Genomic DNA, 18,615 nt, shown 5'->3' on the forward strand with positions numbered 1-18,615 from the left:
CCACCCGCCACGTGCAGGTCGCTGAAATGGTCATCGAAAAGGCCAAGCGTCTGGTCGAGCACAAGCGCGACGTGGTCATCCTGCTGGACTCCGTCACCCGTCTGGGCCGCGCCTACAACACCGTGGTGCCGTCCTCGGGCAAGGTGCTGACCGGCGGCGTCGACGCCAACGCCCTGCAGCGGCCCAAGCGGTTCTTCGGCGCGGCGCGGAACGTGGAGGAGGGCGGTTCGCTCTCCATCATCGCCACGGCCCTGATCGACACCGGAAGCCGGATGGACGAGGTCATCTTCGAAGAGTTCAAGGGCACCGGTAACTCGGAAATCGTGCTGGACCGGAAGGTCGCCGACAAGCGCATCTTCCCGGCCATCGACGTGCTGAAGTCCGGCACCCGTAAGGAAGAGCTGATCACCCCCACCAGCCAGCTGCAGAAGACCTATGTGCTGCGCCGGATTCTCAACCCCATGGGGGCGCAGGACGCCATCGAGTTCCTGCTCGACAAGCTCCGCAACGCCAAGAACAACGACGATTTCTTCCAGTCGATGAACACCTGAGGAAAAGGGGGCCCGAGCGGCCCCCTTTTTTGTCCCTCTAGGCGGGACAGCTTTCGCCTAGGCTCGATGTTTCACGTGAAACGTCAGTTCGTCGGCGGGACATTGTCCCGGGGCCACTTAATGAAGGCCACCACCCACAACATCACCAGGTTGACCACCGGCACGACCGTCAGGAAGGCCACGCCCCAGGGGATGCCTATCCGCGACAGAATCTTCCCCACCGGGAAGATGAACACAAACAGCCACACCAGCACGATCAGCCAGTGCCAGACTGAAAAGCCCTCCATTCTCGCCTCTTTCTATGGTGTGACGATTCGAGGAATGAGCAGCGAAGCGCCGACGGTCTCGCGGCCCTCCATCGCCTCATGCGCCGCCCGGGCCTGGGCGAGGGGGAAGGTCTGCCCGATGTCGATCCGCACCTGGCCGCTGGCGATGACCGCGAACAGGGCTGCGGCGCTGGCGTCGAGCTCCTGGGTGGTGGCGACATAGTCGAACAGGGTCGGCCGGGTCAGGAAGACGGAGCCCAGCTGTGAGAGCCTGGCCGGCAGGATGGCTGGGGCGGGGCCCGAGGCGTTGCCGTAGGAGACCATCAGGCCACGGCGCGCGAGGCTCATCAGGCTGGCCTCAAAGGTCGCCGCACCGACGGAGTCATAGACCACCGGCACGCCGGCGCCGTCTGTCAGCCGCCTGACCTCTGCGGCCACGTCCTGGTCGCGATAGAGGATGGTGTGATCGGCCCCCAGGTCCCGGGCGCGGGCCGCCTTCTCCTCTGACCCGACCGTGGCGATCACGGTCGCGCCGAGGGCCTTGGCCCATTGAACGAGGATCGATCCGACCCCGCCGGCCGCCGCATGAACCAGGATCGTCTGGTCCGGCTGGACGAGGTAACAGCGGCGCAGCAGAAACTCCGCCGTCATGCCCTTCAACAGGGCGGCGGCGGCCACCTCCGCCGTGATCCCGGGCGGCGGCTTCACCGCGCGGGCGGCCTTGACCACATGAAATTCGGCATAGGCGCCGATCGGACCCGAGGCATAGGCGGCCAGATCGCCGGGGGTGAAGCGGTCAACCCCATCGCCGGTCTCGATCACCTCGCCGGCCCCCTCCATGCCAAGGCCGGAGGGGAGCTTCACCGGATAGAGGCCGGTGCGGTGATAGGTGTCGATGAAGTTGAGGCCGATGGCCTGGTTGCGGACCAGGATTTCCCCCGGGCCCGGCCGCGGCGCCTCGATCTCGACGGCGTCCAGAACCTCGGGGCCGCCGGTGCGGCTGATGCGGATCGCGCGCATCAGGACAGGTTCGCTTTGAAGAAGGCCAGGGTGCGCGCATCGGCCTGCTGGGCGTCGGCGGCGTCGTAGTGCTCGCCCCCCTTGCGGGCGAAGGCGTGGTCACGGCCGGCATAGGTGTGGATCTGCACCTGGGGATGGTTCTTCAGGGCGGCGATGATCAGTCCCTGGGCGGCCTTTGGCACGAACTGGTCTTCCTCGGCGATGTGCATCATCAGAGGGTTGGCCAGGCGCTCGGCCTCCCCCGTCCGTTGCTCAATCCCCACCCCGTAATAGGAGACGCTGGCGTTCGCATCGGTGCGGGTGGCGGTGAGAAAGGCGAGCAGGCCACCCAGGCAGAAGCCGACGGCGCCCACCTTGCCGGAGCAGGACTCGTGGCCCCGGATGGTGTCGATCACGGCGCGGATGTCGCGTACGCCCTGGTCGGGATCAAAGGCGTTCATCAGGGAGAACGCCTTCTTCCACTCGGCTTCCGACTGGTCAGTGATGTCGACGCCGGGCTCAATCCGCCAGAACAGGTCCGGACAGATGGCCAGATACCCTTGCGCCGCATAGTCATCGCAGATGTCGCGCATCACCTTGTTGACCCCGAAGATCTCCTGCAGGACGACAATCGCGGGCGCCGGGGTCTGGGCTGGCCTGGCCACATAGGCCGAGAAGGCGCCGTCGGCGGTTTGAATCTCTAGGGTCTGCCCGGCCATTAATCTGCTCCCGTTGGTTTCATCGGCATATGGGGTCAGGATGGGGGTGACCCGATCCCTGGTCGCGGAGCCTAACAAGCCCGCGCAACATTGTCGCCACAACGCCCCTCCGGGCAGGGAGACTCCCATGAAGATGACCGTCGAAGTTGATTGCACCCCAGCTGAGGCCCGGGCCTTTCTGGGCCTGCCGGACGTCAGCGATCTCAATGAGCGCCTGATCAAGGAGATGCAGACCCGCATGGAGGCCAATATGGCCATGGCCTCTCCGGACGAGCTGGTGAAGGCCTGGACGACCTTCGGCATGGGCGCGCAGGAACAGTTTCGCAAGCTGATGACGGCGGCCGCCGAGGGCGCGATGAGCGGCGGCGCCCGGCCGAAATGAGCGACACCATCTATGCGCCGGCCACGGCGGCCGGCCGCGCCGCCGTGGCGGTGGTGCGTCTGTCGGGGCCCGGGGCGGGAGCCGCTCTCCGGACTCTCGCCGGCGCATTGCCGCGACCCCGCCGTGCGGTTCTGCGGCGTCTGCGCGACGGGTCCGGCGGCGTTCTGGATGAGGCCCTGATCCTCTGGTTCCCGGGCCCGTCCAGCTATACCGGCGAAGACAGCGCTGAGCTGCATCTGCATGGGGGCCCGGCAGTAGTGGCCGGGGTTCTGAACGCCCTGGCCGGGCTTGGCCTGCGGCTGGCCGAGCCCGGGGAATTCACCCGCCGGGCGTTCGAGAATGGCCGGCTTGACCTGGCCCAGGCCGAGGGGGTCGCCGATCTGATCGAGGCTGAAACCGAGGCCCAGCGGCGCCAGGCTCTGGATCAGGTGGGGGGCCGGCTGAGCGGCGCCCAGGCGCGCTGGCGGGAGGCCCTGATCGCTGCTCTGGCGGTGTTCGAGGCTGCGGTGGACTTTCCAGACGAAGAGATTCCCGCCGACGTGGCGGGCCGCGCCGCGCCCCTCTTGCGGCCCCTGATCGTTGAGCTGGCGGCGGCGGCGGCCGAGACCGAACGGGGTGAGAAGGTCCGGTCTGGCTATCGCATCGCGCTGATGGGGCCCCCCAATGCGGGCAAGAGCACCCTGTTGAACGCCCTGGCGCGCCGCGACGCGGCCATTGTCACGGCGACGGCGGGGACCACCCGGGACATCATCGAGGTCCCCCTGGTCCTTGGGGGCTACAAGGTCATCCTCGCAGACACCGCGGGCCTGCGGGACACCGCCGACGAGATTGAAGCTGAAGGGGTGCGGCGGGCCCGGGCATGGGGGTCGGAGGCCGACCTTCGGATCTGGCTGCGCGACGGGGCTGAGCCGGCTTCGTCTTCGGACGAGCCCGCTGGGGCGGGGGATATCGTCCTGCGCACCAAGCGGGACCTGTTGGCCCCGGGTTGCGGCGGCGTGGACGGGGAGGGGCGAGGCTTCAGCGCCAGGCTCGCCGAGGATCTGACTTGGCTGGAGGGTGTGCTGGCGACCCGGGTCACCGAGGCCCTGGGGGGCGCTGAGCCGCCGGCGGCGACCCGGCTGCGGCACCGGGAGCTGCTGGCTGAGGCCCTGGCTCGGCTGGAGCGGGCGGCGGGTCTCGAGGTCGAGCCTGAGCTTGCGGCGGAGGATGTGCGGTTGGCCGCGAGGGCCCTGGACCGCATCACCGGGCGGATTGGGGCCGAGGACGTGCTCGACCGGGTGTTTTCGAGCTTCTGTATCGGAAAGTGATGTTTCACGTGAAACGGTCATGCTGAAGCTTGACCGTGTTTCACGTGAAACAGCCTGCTGTCGAACCGGCCGACCCCGGGTCAAACCAACGATGCGACGGCGCGGCCCGTCGACCTCAGCCCCATCATCCCCTATATAGAAGGCGATCGCCCCCGCCCGCGCGGGGGTGTCTTTGCTTCAAGGCGACGGCGTGAGCTCCAACCCCACATCCAACACCGCCTGGGACGTGATCGTCATCGGTGGCGGCCATGCCGGCTGCGAAGCCGCGACGGCGGCCGCCCGCACCGGCGCGCGCACCCTTCTGTTGACCCACAAGCTGGAGACGGTCGGGGAGATGTCCTGCAACCCCGCCATTGGCGGCCTGGGCAAGGGCCATCTGGTCCGCGAGATTGACGCCCTGGACGGGGTCATGGGCCGCCTGGCGGACCGGGCCGGAATTCAATTCCGGCTGCTGAACCGGTCCAAGGGGGCGGCCGTGCGCGGCCCCCGCGCGCAGATCGACCGAAAACTCTATCGGGAGGCCATGCAGGCTGAGCTCGCCGCAACCCCGAACCTCACCCTGCACGCTGAGGCGGTCGAGGATCTGGTGGTCGAGCACGGCCGCGTGACAGGGGTGGTCGGCGCCACCGGCGCCATCTATGCCGCTGGCCGGGTTGTCCTGACCACCGGCACCTTCCTCAAGGGGCTCATCCATCTGGGCGACCGCCGCATTCCGGCGGGCCGGGCCGGCGAGGCCCCGGCCATTGGCCTGGCCGACCGTCTCTATGCCAGCGGTCTGGCCATGGGCCGTCTGAAGACCGGCACCCCGGCGCGGCTGGATGGCCGGACCATCGCCTGGGACCAGCTGGAGATGCAGCAGGCCGACGCGGAGCCCGTCCCGTTTTCCTTCCTCACGGCCGCGATCACGACCCCGCAGATCGCCTGCGGGATCACCTATACGACAGAGGCCACACACAAGATCATCGCCGAGCGCCTGTCGGAATCGGCGGTCTATGGGGGGCGCATCAGTGGCCGGGGTCCGCGCTACTGCCCCTCCATCGAGGACAAGGTGGTCCGTTTCGCCGACAAGACCAGTCATCAGATCTTCCTGGAGCCCGAGGGCCTGGATGACGACACGGTCTATCCCAACGGCATCTCGACCTCGGTCTCCGAAGAGACCCAGGACCTGTTCCTGCGCACCATCCCTGGGCTGGAGCAGGTTCAGGTGCGCCGGTATGGCTACGCCATCGAGTATGACTATGTGGACCCCCGGGAGCTTTACCCAACCTTGGAGGTCAAGCGCCTGCCGGGCCTCTATCTGGCCGGTCAGATCAACGGCACCACAGGCTATGAGGAGGCCGGCGCGCAAGGCCTGGTGGCTGGGCTCAACGCCGCCCGCGCAGCCAGCGGCGCCGAGGGTCATGTCTTCGCCCGGGATGAGGCCTATATCGGCGTGCTCATCGATGACCTGGTCACCCGGGGTGTGACCGAGCCCTACCGCATGTTCACCAGCCGGGCCGAGTTCCGACTGCTGCTGCGCGCCGACAACGCCGACCAGCGACTGACCGCTACGGGCCTCGCCCTGGGGGTTGTCGGTTCCGATCGGGCTCAGATTTTCGCCACCAAGGCCACAGCCCTGGAGCGCGCCCGCGCTCAGGCCGCAAGCCTGACCCTGACGCCGGCCCAGGCCGCCCGGGCCGGCCTGCCGGTCAAGGCCGATGGCGTCGTCCGCAACGTGGTCGAGTTGCTGGCCTATCCGACCATCGGGTTTGATGACCTCTGCGTCGTCTGGCCGGATCTGGCCGCCTGGACCCCGGAGGTTCGCGAACAGGTGGAGATCGACGCCAGCTATGCCGGCTATCTCGATCGGCAGGCCGCCGACGTCGCCGCCTTCCGCCGGGACGAGGATCTGCGCCTGCCCGCCGAGCTGGACTATGGCGCGGTCGGAGGCCTGTCGAACGAGGTGCGCGAAAAGCTCGCGGCCATCCGCCCCCTGACGCTGGGCCAGGCGGCCCGGATCGAAGGGGTGACGCCGGGCGCCCTGTCCGCCCTGCTGGCCTATGTCCGTCGCAAGGTGGCGGCATGACTGACACACCGCCGGTCCCCGAAAGTGACGAAAACGGCCCCGAAAAAATCGCCTCTGTGACGCACAGCGCCGTACCTCATATCGACGCGGCGGAATTTGCGCGCCTGAGCGGGGCCACTGAGCCGCAAATGCGCGCCCTCAACACCTATCTCGAGCTCCTAACTGACTGGAATCAAAGGATGAATCTGGTCGGCCCGGCGACTTTGCCCGACTTCTGGGGAAGGCATGCCTGGGACTCCGCCCAGCTCATTTCTTTGGCGCCCGAGGCCCTGACCTGGGCCGATCTGGGCGCCGGCGCCGGACTGCCCGGAATCGTGCTGGCGATCCTGGGCCAGGACCGCGAAGGGTTCGAGGTTCATCTGGTGGAGAGCATGGCCAAGCGTTGCCGCTTCCTGGAGGAGGTGGTCGGCGAGCTGGACCTGCCGGCGACCGTTCACCACGAGCGTGCGGAAAACCTGTCTTGGGATGTGGATATCGTCACCGCCCGGGCTTGCGCGCCGATGACCCGACTGCTGGGCTATGCGCAACCTTGGCTGTCAGGCGCCAACCAGGGCCTTTTCCTGAAGGGCCAGGATGTCGCCGCTGAGATTGAGGCCGCCCGGGAGGCCTGGCGGTTCGAGGCCGAGCTTCTGCCCAGCACCAGCGATCCCCGTGGTCGCATCGTTCGCCTGAGGAACAAGATCCATGCCCGCCGAAGCTGAGGTCCAGGAGGTCCGGCCCGCCGCCGCGCCGGCCAGCCGCGCCCGCGTGCTGGTGATCGCCAACCAGAAGGGCGGAGTGGGCAAGACCACCACGGCCATCAACCTGGGCACAGCTTTGGCCGCCGTGGGCGAGAAGGTGCTGCTGATCGACTCCGACCCGCAGGGCAATGCGTCGACGGGCCTGGGCGTCGCCCGGGCCAGGCGCAAGACCACCCTCTATGACGTGCTGATGGGGGAGAAGCCGGCGGTTGAGGCGGTGGTGGCCACCGACCTGCCGGGGCTGTTCCTGATCCCCGCCGATCCCGACCTCTCCGGGGTGGAGCTGGAGCTGGGCAATCAGAGCCGGCGTTCCTTCAAGCTGCGGGACGCCCTCGACCAGATCCGCCGGGAAGGTGACTTCACCTATGTCCTGATCGACTGCCCGCCGTCGCTCAACCTGTTGACCGTCAACGCCATGACCGCGGCCGACGCCGTCCTGGTGCCCCTGCAGTGTGAGTTCTTCGCCCTGGAAGGCCTGACCCAGCTGATGCGCACCGTCGAGCTGGTGCGGGGCAGCCTCAACCCGGCGCTGGAGATCCAGGGGGTGGTCCTGACCATGTACGACAAGCGCAATAGCCTGTCCGAGCAGGTGGCCAGCGATGTCCGCGGCCACTTCGGCAAGACGGTCTATGAGACGGTCATTCCGCGCAATGTGCGCGTCTCCGAGGCGCCGTCCTTCGGCAAACCGGTGCTCGTCTATGATCTGAAGTGCGCCGGCAGCCAGGCCTATCTGAAGCTCGCCCGCGAGGTCGTGGTTCGCGAGCGCCAGCGCCGCAAGGCCTTGGCCAGCAAGCAGGAAGTCTGAACATGGCGGAGAACCGCAGGGGTCTGGGCCGGGGTCTGTCGGCCCTGCTAGGCGAGGCCGAGGACGAAAACGCCGCCGATGCGGCCGCCGCCGCCGCTGAGGCCGCCGCGGCCGCCGAAGCCGGCGGTCCGGTCCGGCCCCTGTCGCCGATGCGCGACGTGCCGATCGACCTGATCGATCCCAATGTCGCCCAGCCACGGGCGGTGTTCCACGACGAGGATATGGAGGAGCTGACCAACTCCATCCGCGAACGTGGGGTGTTGCAGCCGATTCTGGTGCGGCCCCTGCCCAATGGGCGCTTCGAGATCGTCGCCGGCGAGCGGCGCTGGCGGGCGAGCCAGAAGGTCGGCCTGCATACGGTGCCCGCCGTGGTCCGGGAGCTGGACGATCTGCAGGTGATGGAAATCGCCATTGTCGAAAACGTCCAGCGGGCCGATCTCAGCGCCATCGAAGAGGCTCGCGGCTATGAGGTGCTGATCGTCCGGTTCGGTCGAACCCAGGAGCTGGTCGCCCAGGTGGTGGGCAAGAGCCGCAGCCATGTGGCCAACATGCTTCGCCTGCTGACCCTGCCGAGCACGGTTCAGAACCTGGTGGTGGAGAACAAGCTCTCGGCCGGGCACGCCCGGGCCCTGATCACCTCGGACAATGCCGAGGCCCTGGCCGAACAGGTCATGGCCAAGGGCCTGTCGGTGCGCGAGACCGAGGCCCTGGTCCGCAAGGGCGCGGCCCCTGCCCAGCGGGGTGGGGCGGGGCGCAGCGGCGGCGGGTCGGGGGCGGAGAAGGACACCGACACCCTGGCCCTGGAAAACGACCTGGCCGAGGTGCTTGGCCTGTCGGTCCAGATCGCCGACCGGGGCGGTGCCGGCGAGCTGAAGATCAGCTACAAGACCCTCGAACAGCTGGACGATCTCTGCCGGCGACTCTCCCGGACGGGGTGAGCCTGCGGCTCACCGCCCATGGACCCCCGGATCACGTCCGAGGGTGACGAGTTATCGGGGCGATCAGGCCGGCCCTGGGCCGCACCAGCTGGCCTGGGCGCCGCCGCGGAGCAGGGCGCACAGCACACGCTGGCCGAGCGCGACCCCCACAGCCGCCTCAGGGAAGCGTTCACGCAGGACTCCCACGACGCTTTCCAAGAACACGCGCTCCACCGTGCAGGCCTCGCCGCCCCCTTGCAGAAGATTACAGGTGACGTGCCGTTGTTCGGGCTGAGCCCCTGTCGCAACCGACTGCTGGCCCGCCAGCATGATCCATTGCTGGGCCGCATCCACCAGCGTGCCTTCGTCGAAGGGCGAGAGGTTGACCACGACGACCCCGCCCGTGGGGAGGAACTGGGCGATGAAGGGTCCCGCGCCTTCCAGACTTCGCGGGTCGGCGCCCGCTTGCCGAAGCGCGAGGCGCAACTCATCCGCGCGCGTATAGTCATATTTTTCAATGAGATAGCCACAGTCGATCGACTGGGCCTCCGACATGACGCCTACGGTTAGAGGCCAACGCGTGGCCACGGCGCTCCTGACGAAACCGCCAGGGCTGCCAGATTGCGGCACCGCCTTGAAGCTGTTGCAGAAGACGCTGTTTCGGGGCGCGCTATCCCTCTCGAGGAGGACGACCGCGGTCGGCAGGGGGCCGAGATAGGACGAAGGCCCCGCATATTCTCGGGTGACGGCGAGCCAGGGCAGCGTCCCCATGGCCGCGGACGGTGCGGTGGCGGCAGGCGGTGGTGGGGGCGTAGGTGCGTATGGCGCCGGCGCCGGCGCGGTCGCGCAACCCCAGAGAAGGCTCGCCAAGGCGAGGCTCAGAACCGACAGACGACGCATGACCACCCCCAGAGAACGCCGTTCGGCAAGCTGCACCTGGAAGCTGTTGACGTCAACGCCAGATTGTAGCGGCGGGTCCTGGCCTACAGTCCCATGCGCCGGGCGCGGGCGGCGATGGTGAGCGCCAGGCGCTCGGCGATCAGGCGGTCCGGACTGCCGGTGGTCTTGCAGGCGCGGTCGGCGGCCAGGACCTCGGGTTGGATCACGTCCAGGGTCTCCAGGCTCCAGGCTCGGGCCTGACGCAGGAACTCCCGCTCGTTCTTCCAGAACACGCCAGAGGCCTTGGCGGCCTCGGGCAGCCCCGCCCCGCTCTTGACCAGGGTCAGGGTGCGACGCAGGCGACCCAGATGCTGACTGATGGCGCGGACGGCGGCGGGGCCGGACTCCCCTTCGGCGGCGGCCCGGCGCAGGCCGCTCTGGGCCTCGGCGATCTTGCCCCCAAAGGCGTCGGAGGCGGCGTCCGCCAGGGAGGCCTCAGGCTCCACCCCCAGAAAGTCGTCGAGGTCCTTGGGCCCGGCGGTGATCCCGCTGCGGGGGCCGAGATAGAGGATCAGCCGCTCGATTTCCTGACGGGCGACGCCGCGATCCTTGGGCAGGCGGCCGACAAACAGGGCCAGGGCGTCGGCGTTCACCCCGACCCCTTCGGCGTTCATGGCTTCCCGCACCAGCCGGGCCATGTCGCCAGGCTCGTCCTCGTAGCAGGGGATGACGGCGATGGCGGCCGCCTTCTCGGCGAACTTTCGCAGGGCCGAGTCCCGTCCCAGATTGCCGGCCTCGATGAGGAAGAAGGCCTCGGGATTGAAGGCCCCGTCGGCATGGCCCTTGGCGGCCTCGGCGGCCATCTTGTCCAGGCTGGCCTTGTCGCTGGAGAGCTTTAGCCGCACCAGGCGCCGACCGCCCATCAGCGACTGAGAGGCCAGCTCATTGTCCAGCCGCCCGGCGTCCCCGTCGATGTCGCCATCGGTCAGCAGCGCCACGTCAAAGGGATCATCGGGATTGGCCGCGATCTTGGCGGCCAGCTGGTTGGCCCGTTCCCGGACCACCCCGATGTCGCGGCCATAGATCACCGCCCCGCGCACGGCGGGGTCGGGCCGCGCCAGAAAGCGCTCAATATCCGGCCGGCGGCTGAGGATCATGCCGGCCGGTCCCTCACGGGGCGTCCTGCTCGGCGAACCAGGCGGCGAGCTCAAGCTGGATGCGCCGGGCGGCCTCAATGGCGGCGCGCTCCTGGGCGTCCTGCTGGGCGGCCACCGAGGCATAGGGCTGGTCGGCGGAGTCGTAGGTCAGCTCCACCCGAACCCGGCCGGTCTTGGCCGGTTCTCCAGTGGCGCTGGCCCGCAGGGTGTAGGCGGCGGTCAGGACGTATTCGTAGCGGGTGGCCACATTGTCCACGCGAAGACCGCGGGGAAAGCGTTGCTCTGAGAGGTCCAGGTCCAGCCGCCAGGTCGGGGCGCCGCCCCCGGTGTTCAGGGTGTCGTCCAGGGCTTCCCCCAGCAGATAGCCCGCCCGTCCCCGGGGGGCGGCCACCTGGATGTCGGACAGGCCAGGGGTGACGCCGGGCTGGGCGTAGAGGGGTCGGAAGCCGCAGGCGCTGAGTGTCAGGGCGGCGCAGGCCAGAACCAGGGCGACGGCGAGGCGCGGGGGCATGGTCATCACCTAGTTGGCCACGATGTTGACGATACGGTCCTTCACCACGATCACCTTGCGGATGGTCAGGCCTTCCAGGCGCCGGGCGATCTCGGGGTCTTCAAGCACCATCTTCTCCACATCGGCGGGCTCGGCGCCGGCCGGGGCGCTGATCTCGCCGCGACGCTTTCCATTCACCTGGACGGGCAGGATCTTGACCGCGTCCTCAGCCAGGGCGGGATCATAGTCTGGCCAGGGCGCGACAGCCACCAGCCCCTGGCCGCCGATCGCAGACCAGCACTCCTCGGCCAGGTGGGGGGTGAAGGGCGCCACCAGCCGGGCGAACACCGACAGGGCCTCGCGGCGGGCCGCCAGCACGGCCGGGCTGGCGCCCTGGGCTGGGTTGGCCTTGAGAACATTGAGGAATTCATAGAGGCGAGCAATGCCGGAATTGAACCGGAAATCCTCCACCGCCTCGGTCATGGCCTTGATCAGCCGGTGGCTGGCCCGGGTCAGGGCCTGGGCCGCCTCATCGGGTTCGGCGGACGGGCCCCCGGCTGGCTGGCTCTCGAACTCCGCCCAGACCCGGTTGACGAAGCGCCAGGCGCCCTCGACCCCGGCATTGGACCACTGGGTGTCGCGCTCGGGCGGGCTGTCGGACAGGACGAACAGGCGCGCGGCGTCCACCCCATAGACTTCGAAGATCTCCTCGGGCGCCACGGTGTTCTTCTTGGACTTCGACATCTTCTCGACGTCGCCGATCATCACCTGTTCGCCGGTCGAGGTCAGGACCGCGCGGCGGGTCTTGCCGGTGGCCTCGATCTCCACATCGCCTGGCTCCAGCCACTCGCCGGACTGACGGCGATAGGTCTCGTGGGTGACCATGCCCTGGGTGAACAGGCCCGCGAAGGGCTCGCGCACCGACAGCATGCCCTCATCGGCCAGGGCCTTGGTGACGAAGCGGGCATAGAGCAGGTGCAGGACCGCGTGCTCCACCCCGCCCACATACTGGTCCACCGGCAGCCAGTAGTCGGCCGCGGCCTTGTCGATCGGGGCCTCGGACGCCGGATTGGTGAAGCGGGCGAAATACCAGGAGGAGTCGACGAAGGTGTCGAGGGTGTCGGTCTCGCGCTGAGCCTCGCCGCCGCAGGTCGGGCAGGCCACATGCTTCCAGGTCGGATGGCGGTCGAGCGCGTTGCCGGGCTTGCCGAATTCCAGATCGTCCGGGAGGGCGATGGGCAGCTGGTCCTTGGGCACGGGGACCACGCCGCACTTGGCGCAGTGGATCACAGGCACCGGGCAGCCCCAGCCCCGCTGGCGGGCCACGCCCCAGTCGCGCAGGCGATAGACGGTGGCGCCGTCCCCAAGTCCCAGCTCCTCGATCCGGGCGATGGCGGCGGCCTTGGCGGCCTCGATATCCAGACCGTCCAGGAAGCTCGAATTGAAGATCACGCCGGGGCCTGTATAGGCCTCGGACTCAACGCGGACGGCGTCCGGCGCTTCGCCCGGCGGCAGGACCACGGGCTTAACCGGCAGGTCGTACTTGCGGGCGAAGTCCAGATCGCGCTGGTCGTGGGCCGGGCAGGCGAAGATGGCGCCCGTGCCGTAGTCCATCAGGATGAAGTTGGCGATCCAGACCGGCAGCTTCCAGTTGGGATCAAAGGGATGGGTGACGGTGAGGCCGGTCTCCAGACCGATCTTCTCGGCGGTCTCGATCTCCGCGGCGCTGGCCCCGCCCTTGCGGCACTCGGCGATGAAGGCCGCGACCTTGGGATCGGCGGCGGCGAGCTGCTCGGCCAGGGGGTGGTCGGGCGCAATGCCGACGAAGCTCGCCCCATAGAGGGTGTCGGGCCGCGTGGTGTAGACGTTCAGGCCGTCTTCGAGGCCCGCCGGGGCCTTGCCGGCCCACGGAAAGGCGAACTTCAGGCCCTTGGAGCGGCCGATCCAGTTCTCCTGCATCAGCCGGACCTTGTCGGGCCAGCGCTCCAGGGTCTTCAGGTCGTCGATCAGCTCATCGGCATAGTCGGTGATGCGCATGAACCACTGGTTCAGCTTGCGCTTCTCCACCACCGCGCCGGAGCGCCAGCCCCGGCCATCCACCACCTGCTCGTTGGCCAGCACCGTCTGGTCGACGGGATCCCAGTTGACCACGCCTTCGCGGCGATAGACCAGGCCGCGGGCCAGCAGATCCAGAAACCAGGCCTGCTGCTGGCCGTAGTATTCAACATCGCAGGTGGCGAACTCCCGGCCCCAGTCGATGGACAGGCCGAGCTGCTTCAGCTCGTCGCGCATCCGGGCGATGTTCTCATAGGTCCAGCCGCGGGGATCGACGCCGCGCTCGATGGCGGCGTTCTCGGCCGGCAGACCAAAGGCGTCCCACCCCATGGGGTGCAGCACATTGAAGCCCCGGGCGCGCTTGAAGCGGGCGACCACATCGCCGAGGGCGTAGTTGCGCACATGGCCCATGTGCAGACGCCCCGACGGATAGGGGAACATCTCCAGCACATAGTATTTCGGCTGATCGAGCTTGATCTCGGCTTTGAAGATTTCAGCCTGGGTCCAGGCCTGACGCCACTTGGGCTCGACGTCCTTGGGATTGTAGCGCGCCATTTCAGGCAGCCTTCACGATCGTGTTCGGTTCAGGGAACGAAGACCGGCGGCCTTTGGGGCGCGCCGGCCACGGCAGGGACGGCGCGTTCGATCTGACAGGCTGAACGCGCCCCGGGGCGTCAGCCCCGGATGTTCGAAAGTCGAAGCTGGCGGGCCCGGGTCAGGATGGCGTTTTCCAGGTCGAGCTCGGTCTGGGCCGAGGGCTCGGTGTCCGTCCACTGGCCGTCGGCGCCACGCATCTGCTTGAACAGGGCGACGTTCAGGCCATCGGCCCGCAGGCGGGCGTCCAGAATATAGACCGTCGCCTTGAAGCGCTCATTGGGGGCTTCGGGGGTCGAGTACCAGTCGGTGATGACGATGCCGCCATAGGGGTCGGCGGAAACCAGCGGCATGAAGGCCAGGGTGTCGAGGCTGGCGCGCCACAGATACCCGTTCACGGAGATGGCGGTGGTCTGAGCGGCTTGCGGTTCCCCGCGCCCGAACAGGCCCCGGCGCTCTCCCTCGCCCCCGGAGGCGCAGGCCGAAACCGAAACCAGGCAAAGGGCCAGGACGCCGACCGAAATCTTGGAGAGCCGAGCTCCGCGCACAAACGGCATGTTATCCGTCTCCAGTAGTGTTTTCCGCGTCGTGGTCGCGCCGCGGCGCCGCCCCGCGCCGGCGCCCTCTATAACAATCCGATTGCAGGCGCCAAACAGGAATCGCGTGGCCTTGGCGCCACATGAACGGGCCATATTGTCCACAGAGGCCCGAGTCCCGCCAAGCCCGGTTGACCCGCCCGCCAACGCCCTTCTAATCGAGGGGACGGCTGCGGACGGACTATCCGGACGCGGCCTGCGGGGCGCAGGGGGCCCTTAGACGGTGAAAATGTCCATTCGGACCGTTGTTCTGAGCGCGACCGTGGCGACCCTTCTTGGGTCGACGGCGGCGCACGCCCAGACTGATCGGGCCAAGGGCGTGGATTTCACCGTCCGCAGCGAGGCTCTGCCGCAGGGGGGCAAGACCCTGAAGTGGGGCCTGCAGAACGGACGTTGGGGTGTGTCGCTCGATCTCGACCAGCCCAGCGGCCGGGACGTGCAGCTCAATGACGTGCAGGCGGGCGCCTTCTATAGCGTCACGCCGAGCCTGCGGGTCGGCGGCGCCGTCGCCCTGGGCGAGAAGGAAGAGCCGGCCTTCAAGAAGACTCAACCCACAGACGCCACCCCGCGGGTGCGCCTCGAGACAGCCCTGAAGTTCTAGGGCCTTTGGGCCGAAAGCCCCTCCACCGCCGCCAGACCGACCACGCCCGAGGCCAGCAGCCGCCGGGCGTTTTTCGTATGGATCCCGCCCAGGGCATAGACCGGGCCTCCCGCCGCCCGCGCCAGGGCGGCCAGGCGCAGCGGCCCCAGGGGCGCGCCGGCGCTGGGGCTGCGACTGTGGAAGACCGCCGAGACCACTACCGCGTCAGCTCCCAGGGCCAAGCCCCGCCGGGCGGCGGGCAGGCCGTGGGCCGCCGAGGTCAGCAGCCAGCCGGGGTGGGCCTGGCGCAGGGCGCGGGCGCGGGCGGCGAAGCGCTCGGGAAGATGGACGCCGTCAGCGCCACAGGCCGCGGCCAGGGCCGGGTCGGCGCCGATCAGCAGGGCGACGCCGCCTTTCCGGGTCGTCTGGCGGAGGGCCAGGGCGGTCTTCAGGGCGTCCGCCGCCCCGAAGGTCCGATAAACGACGGCGGCGCCGGCCGGCAGCGCGCGCGCGGCGCCGACCGGATCGGGCGTTCTCTCGGGGTCGGTGAACAGCAGCAAGGGCGGCAGGGGCTTTTGCAGGCCCGCCCGGCGGCTTAAGGACCATGCGGTCCGCTGCAGGTTCCAGAAGTCGAAATCAGCCCCCATGTCCGACGCCCCCTTCGATTCCGCCGCCGCCCGCGCCCAGGTGATGGACAAGATCGCCATCGCCGCAAAGGCCAGCGGCCGCGACGCCGGCGATGTGACCCTGGTGGCGGTGTCCAAGCAACAGCCCTGGGACCCTGTGGCCCAGGTGCTGGCGGCTGGCCAGACGGTGTTTGGGGAAAATCGCGTGCAGGAAGCGCAGGCCCGGTGGGCTGAGCGCCGCAACGGCGTTGAGCTTCGCCTGATCGGGCCCTTGCAGACCAACAAGGCCAAGGAGGCCGTGGCCCTCTTCGATGTGATCGAGACCCTGGACCGCGAGCGGCTGGCCAAGGCCCTGGCTAATGAATTCCAGGCCCAGGGCCGAACCCTGCGCCTCTATGTCCAGGTCAATACCGGCGAAGAGCCCCAGAAGGCCGGGGTTCTTCCCGCCGAGGCCGACGCCTTCATCGCCCGCTGTCGGCAGGCGCATGGGCTCGAACTGGAGGGGCTGATGTGCATCCCCCCCGCCGAGGAGCCACCTGGCCCCCACTTCGCCCTGCTGGCCAAGATCGCCGCCCGCAACGGCCTGGCCAGGCTCTCCATGGGCATGAGCGGCGACTATGAGACCGCCGTGCGGTTCGGCGCCACCAGCGTGCGGGTGGGCTCAGCCCTGTTCGGGGCGCGACCGTCCGCCTGAAGTTCAGTCAGGCCCGATCTCCAGGGCGTCGCCAGGGCGGGCCATGGCCAGCGCCGCCTCCAGGTCTGGGCGCGACAGGGCGATGCAGCCCTCGGTGGGGGCATAGTCGGGCTTGGCCAGATGCAGGAAGATGGCCGAACCCAGGGGCGCGACGGGGGGATCGTCATTGTGGCCCAGCACCACCACCAGGTCGTAGAGCCCATCCTCCCGCCACAGAACCTCGTGACGGGCGGAAAACGGCAGCTGAATCAGGCGATTGTAATCGGGATGGTCGGGGTCATCGCACCAGCCGTCGGCCTGGGTGATGGGTCGCATGTCCAGGGCGGTGGCGGGCGCCTCGCTCCGGTCCGGGCGATAGAGCAGGGCGCGCAGGGGCCAGACGCCGATCGGCGAAATCCCGTCACCCTCGCGCTTGGCCGCCGCCGGTCCCAGACCGCCCCGACCGAGGGCGCAGGAAAATACCTGGTCGCCTGCATAGAATTTGCCCTTGGAATCAGCGCGGAAGATCAAGGTTCTGCTCCCAAAACCCTTTGCCCGGGGGCGCCGATGCGGTGCATGTTCCCCCTATGGCGCAAAGAAAGACCCTTCTGATCATCGACGACGACGACGACCTGCGCGGCGCCGTCGCCGAACAACTTCAACTGCACGAGGAGTTCCTCGCTGTCGAGGCGGCCACGGGCGCCGAGGGCGTCCGCCTGGCCCAGGAGGTGCGGCCCGACCTGGTGCTGCTGGACGTCGACCTGCCCGACATGAATGGCCGCGAGGTCTGCAAGGCCCTGCGCGAGCAGGGGGTGAGCGCGCCGGTGATCATGCTGACGGCGGCGGCCTCGGACGAGGACACGGTCCAGGGTCTGGAGGCAGGGGCCAATGACTATGTGACCAAGCCCTATCGGTTCGCGGTCCTGCTGGCCCGCATCCGCGCCCAGCTGCGCAGCCACGAGCAGTCTGAAGGGGCGGTCTTCCAGCTGGGCGGCTATGAGTTCCGGCCCTCGGCCAAGACCCTGATCGGCCAGGATCAGAAGAAGATCCGACTGACGGAAAAAGAGACCAATATCCTGAAATATCTCTACCGGGCCGGGGACAAGCCGGTGTCGCGGGAAGAACTTCTGGCCGAGGTCTGGGGCTATAACGCCGGGGTCACCACCCACACCCTGGAAACCCACGTCTATCGCCTGCGCCAGAAGATCGAGCCCGACCCCGGCAACGCCCGTCTGCTGCTCACCGAGGCCGGCGGCTACCGCCTGGCGCCATAGGGCGAGGGGCGGGCAAGCCTAAAGCCCCAGGTCGGCGGTGACCGGGGCGTGATCGCTGGGGCGTTCCCATTCGCGGACGTCATCGTGGACCCGGGAAACGGCGACACCGGTGCGGAAGGCCGCCTCGCGCAGGCCAGGCGTGACCCAGATGTGGTCCAGGCGCAGGCCACGGTTGGACTTGCGGAAGTCCGCCGAACGATAGCTCCACCAGGAGAACAGCTTCTCAGGCTCCGGCGTGGCGGCCCGGGGCAGGTCGATGAAGCCGAGGGATTTCTGCAGGGCCTCCATGGCGGCCACCTCGACGGGGGTGTGGCTGACAATGCGAGACATCTGCCGATGGCTCCAGACGTCGTACTCACCAGGCGCCACGTTCAGATCACCGACGATGGCCAGGGGCGCCTTGGGATCACGACGGCCCATCTCCGCGGTCAGGCTCTCGAAGAAGTCGAGCTTGTGGTCGAACTTCGGATTGAGCGCCCGGTCGGGCGTATCCCCGCCGGCCGGGACATAGAAGTTCTGAATCTCCACCCCGGCCACCTTGGCGGACACACAGCGGGCGTGGCCCTCGCGGCACACATTCAGGATCGGTGCGTCCTCAATGGGCAGGCGCGAGGCGATGGCCACCCCATGCCAGCCCTTCTGCCCGGCGATCTTCACATGCGGCAGGCCCATGGCGGCGAAGGCTTCCCGGGGAAACTCGCCCTCCTGGCACTTGATCTCCTGCAGGCAGAGCACGTCGGGCGCCTGCTCATCGACGAAGCGGGCGACCTGTTCGGCGCGCAGGCGGACGGAGTTGATGTTCCAGGAGGCGATACGGAGGCGCATGGCAGGGGTTTAGGCCACGCCGGCCCATAAGAAAACGCCCGGGGACTGGAGAACCCCGGGCGCTAAGTCGTTCGTCTCTCAAGCCGCCGCCGGGAGGGGATAGGTTCCGGTACGG

21 protein-coding genes are annotated in these 18,615 nt (G+C 68.5%); 10 read left to right on the forward strand and 11 right to left on the reverse strand.

Annotated features, from left to right (window positions below; translation table 11 throughout):
• On the forward strand, positions 1-551 hold a 551-nt coding region (gene rho, locus Q8K84_RS00375), incomplete at its 5' end, for a transcription termination factor Rho (protein ID WP_305279421.1).
• 83 nt (positions 552-634) lie between these two features.
• On the opposite strand, the gene Q8K84_RS00380 is transcribed toward rho, so the two are convergent.
• The 3 genes from Q8K84_RS00380 to Q8K84_RS00390 are packed head-to-tail and all read right to left on the reverse strand — an operon-like array spanning position 635 to position 2,535.
• Entirely contained in the window at positions 635-838 is a 204-nt protein-coding gene (locus Q8K84_RS00380) for a hypothetical protein (protein ID WP_305279423.1), read from the reverse strand.
• Positions 839-850: 12 nt separating this feature from the next.
• A complete protein-coding gene (locus Q8K84_RS00385) occupies positions 851-1,837 on the reverse strand; it encodes a quinone oxidoreductase (RefSeq protein WP_305279425.1) in 987 nt (328 codons plus the stop codon).
• On the reverse strand, positions 1,837-2,535 hold the full coding sequence (locus Q8K84_RS00390; protein WP_305279428.1) for a dienelactone hydrolase family protein: 699 nt from the start codon (positions 2,533-2,535) through the stop codon (positions 1,837-1,839). The genes Q8K84_RS00385 and Q8K84_RS00390 overlap by 1 nt, the downstream gene beginning before the upstream one ends.
• Positions 2,536-2,662: 127 nt before the next feature.
• On the opposite strand from Q8K84_RS00390, the gene Q8K84_RS00395 reads away from it, so the two are divergent.
• The 6 genes from Q8K84_RS00395 (at position 2,663) to Q8K84_RS00420 (ending at position 8,772) form a co-directional block, all read left to right on the forward strand.
• Entirely contained in the window at positions 2,663-2,917 is a 255-nt protein-coding gene (locus Q8K84_RS00395) for a DUF6489 family protein (RefSeq protein ID WP_305279431.1), read from the forward strand.
• Positions 2,914-4,224 (forward strand): tRNA uridine-5-carboxymethylaminomethyl(34) synthesis GTPase MnmE, encoded by a 1,311-nt coding sequence (gene mnmE, locus Q8K84_RS00400; protein ID WP_305279434.1) that lies wholly within the window; start codon positions 2,914-2,916, stop codon positions 4,222-4,224. Before Q8K84_RS00395 ends, mnmE begins: the two co-directional genes overlap by 4 nt.
• Before the next feature lie 190 nt (positions 4,225-4,414).
• A complete protein-coding gene (mnmG, locus tag Q8K84_RS00405) occupies positions 4,415-6,289 on the forward strand; it encodes a tRNA uridine-5-carboxymethylaminomethyl(34) synthesis enzyme MnmG (RefSeq protein ID WP_305279437.1) in 1,875 nt (624 codons plus the stop codon).
• A gap of 128 nt (positions 6,290-6,417) precedes the next feature.
• Entirely contained in the window at positions 6,418-6,990 is a 573-nt protein-coding gene (gene rsmG / locus Q8K84_RS00410; protein ID WP_305280016.1) for a 16S rRNA (guanine(527)-N(7))-methyltransferase RsmG, read from the forward strand.
• Positions 6,974-7,834, forward strand: coding sequence for a ParA family protein (locus Q8K84_RS00415; RefSeq protein WP_305279439.1), 861 nt, complete (start codon positions 6,974-6,976; stop codon positions 7,832-7,834). The genes rsmG and Q8K84_RS00415 overlap by 17 nt, the downstream gene beginning before the upstream one ends.
• Positions 7,835-7,836: 2 nt before the next feature.
• A complete protein-coding gene (locus tag Q8K84_RS00420) occupies positions 7,837-8,772 on the forward strand; it encodes a ParB/RepB/Spo0J family partition protein (RefSeq protein WP_305279443.1) in 936 nt (311 codons plus the stop codon).
• A 63-nt stretch (positions 8,773-8,835) separates the two neighbouring features.
• Here Q8K84_RS00420 and Q8K84_RS00425 read toward each other — a convergent pair whose 3' ends face one another.
• The 5 genes from Q8K84_RS00425 to Q8K84_RS00445 all read right to left on the reverse strand — a co-directional run bounded on the left by Q8K84_RS00425 (position 8,836) and on the right by Q8K84_RS00445 (position 14,483).
• A complete protein-coding gene (locus tag Q8K84_RS00425) occupies positions 8,836-9,339 on the reverse strand; it encodes a hypothetical protein (protein ID WP_305279445.1) in 504 nt (167 codons plus the stop codon).
• A 395-nt stretch (positions 9,340-9,734) separates the two neighbouring features.
• Positions 9,735-10,787 (reverse strand): DNA polymerase III subunit delta, encoded by a 1,053-nt coding sequence (gene holA, locus Q8K84_RS00430; protein ID WP_305279447.1) that lies wholly within the window; start codon positions 10,785-10,787, stop codon positions 9,735-9,737.
• A gap of 13 nt (positions 10,788-10,800) precedes the next feature.
• Complete coding sequence (gene lptE / locus Q8K84_RS00435) at positions 10,801-11,298, reverse strand: LPS assembly lipoprotein LptE (RefSeq protein WP_370867807.1); 498 nt, start codon at positions 11,296-11,298, stop codon at positions 10,801-10,803.
• 9 nt (positions 11,299-11,307) lie between these two features.
• Positions 11,308-13,887, reverse strand: a complete 2,580-nt coding sequence (gene leuS / locus Q8K84_RS00440) for a leucine--tRNA ligase (protein ID WP_305279451.1) — start codon at positions 13,885-13,887, stop codon at positions 11,308-11,310.
• 119 nt (positions 13,888-14,006) lie between these two features.
• Positions 14,007-14,483 (reverse strand): DUF3576 domain-containing protein, encoded by a 477-nt coding sequence (locus tag Q8K84_RS00445; protein WP_305279453.1) that lies wholly within the window; start codon positions 14,481-14,483, stop codon positions 14,007-14,009.
• Positions 14,484-14,751: 268 nt separating this feature from the next.
• On the opposite strand from Q8K84_RS00445, the gene Q8K84_RS00450 reads away from it, so the two are divergent.
• Positions 14,752-15,123, forward strand: a complete 372-nt coding sequence (locus tag Q8K84_RS00450) for an NtrZ family periplasmic regulatory protein (RefSeq protein WP_305279456.1) — start codon at positions 14,752-14,754, stop codon at positions 15,121-15,123.
• On the opposite strand, the gene Q8K84_RS00455 is transcribed toward Q8K84_RS00450, so the two are convergent.
• Positions 15,120-15,749: a thiamine phosphate synthase gene (locus Q8K84_RS00455; protein ID WP_305279459.1), complete on the reverse strand. Its 630-nt coding sequence runs from the start codon at positions 15,747-15,749 to the stop codon at positions 15,120-15,122. The genes Q8K84_RS00450 and Q8K84_RS00455 overlap by 4 nt on opposite strands.
• On the opposite strand from Q8K84_RS00455, the gene Q8K84_RS00460 reads away from it, so the two are divergent.
• Entirely contained in the window at positions 15,748-16,422 is a 675-nt protein-coding gene (locus Q8K84_RS00460) for a YggS family pyridoxal phosphate-dependent enzyme (protein ID WP_305279461.1), read from the forward strand. The two genes, Q8K84_RS00455 and Q8K84_RS00460, sit on opposite strands and share 2 nt — an antisense overlap.
• 3 nt (positions 16,423-16,425) lie before the next feature.
• Here the strand turns inward: Q8K84_RS00460 and Q8K84_RS00465 are convergent, their stop codons facing one another.
• Positions 16,426-16,932, reverse strand: coding sequence for a L,D-transpeptidase (locus Q8K84_RS00465; protein ID WP_305279462.1), 507 nt, complete (start codon positions 16,930-16,932; stop codon positions 16,426-16,428).
• 56 nt (positions 16,933-16,988) lie between these two features.
• Between Q8K84_RS00465 and Q8K84_RS00470 the strand changes: the two genes are divergently transcribed.
• A complete protein-coding gene (locus tag Q8K84_RS00470) occupies positions 16,989-17,675 on the forward strand; it encodes a response regulator transcription factor (RefSeq protein WP_305279464.1) in 687 nt (228 codons plus the stop codon).
• 18 nt (positions 17,676-17,693) lie between these two features.
• On the opposite strand, the gene xth is transcribed toward Q8K84_RS00470, so the two are convergent.
• Positions 17,694-18,500, reverse strand: a complete 807-nt coding sequence (gene xth, locus Q8K84_RS00475) for an exodeoxyribonuclease III (RefSeq protein WP_305279466.1) — start codon at positions 18,498-18,500, stop codon at positions 17,694-17,696.
• Positions 18,501-18,615: the final 115 nt, after the last annotated feature.

Source organism: Phenylobacterium sp. (assembly GCF_030679875.1).
GTDB lineage: Bacteria > Pseudomonadota > Alphaproteobacteria > Caulobacterales > Caulobacteraceae > Phenylobacterium.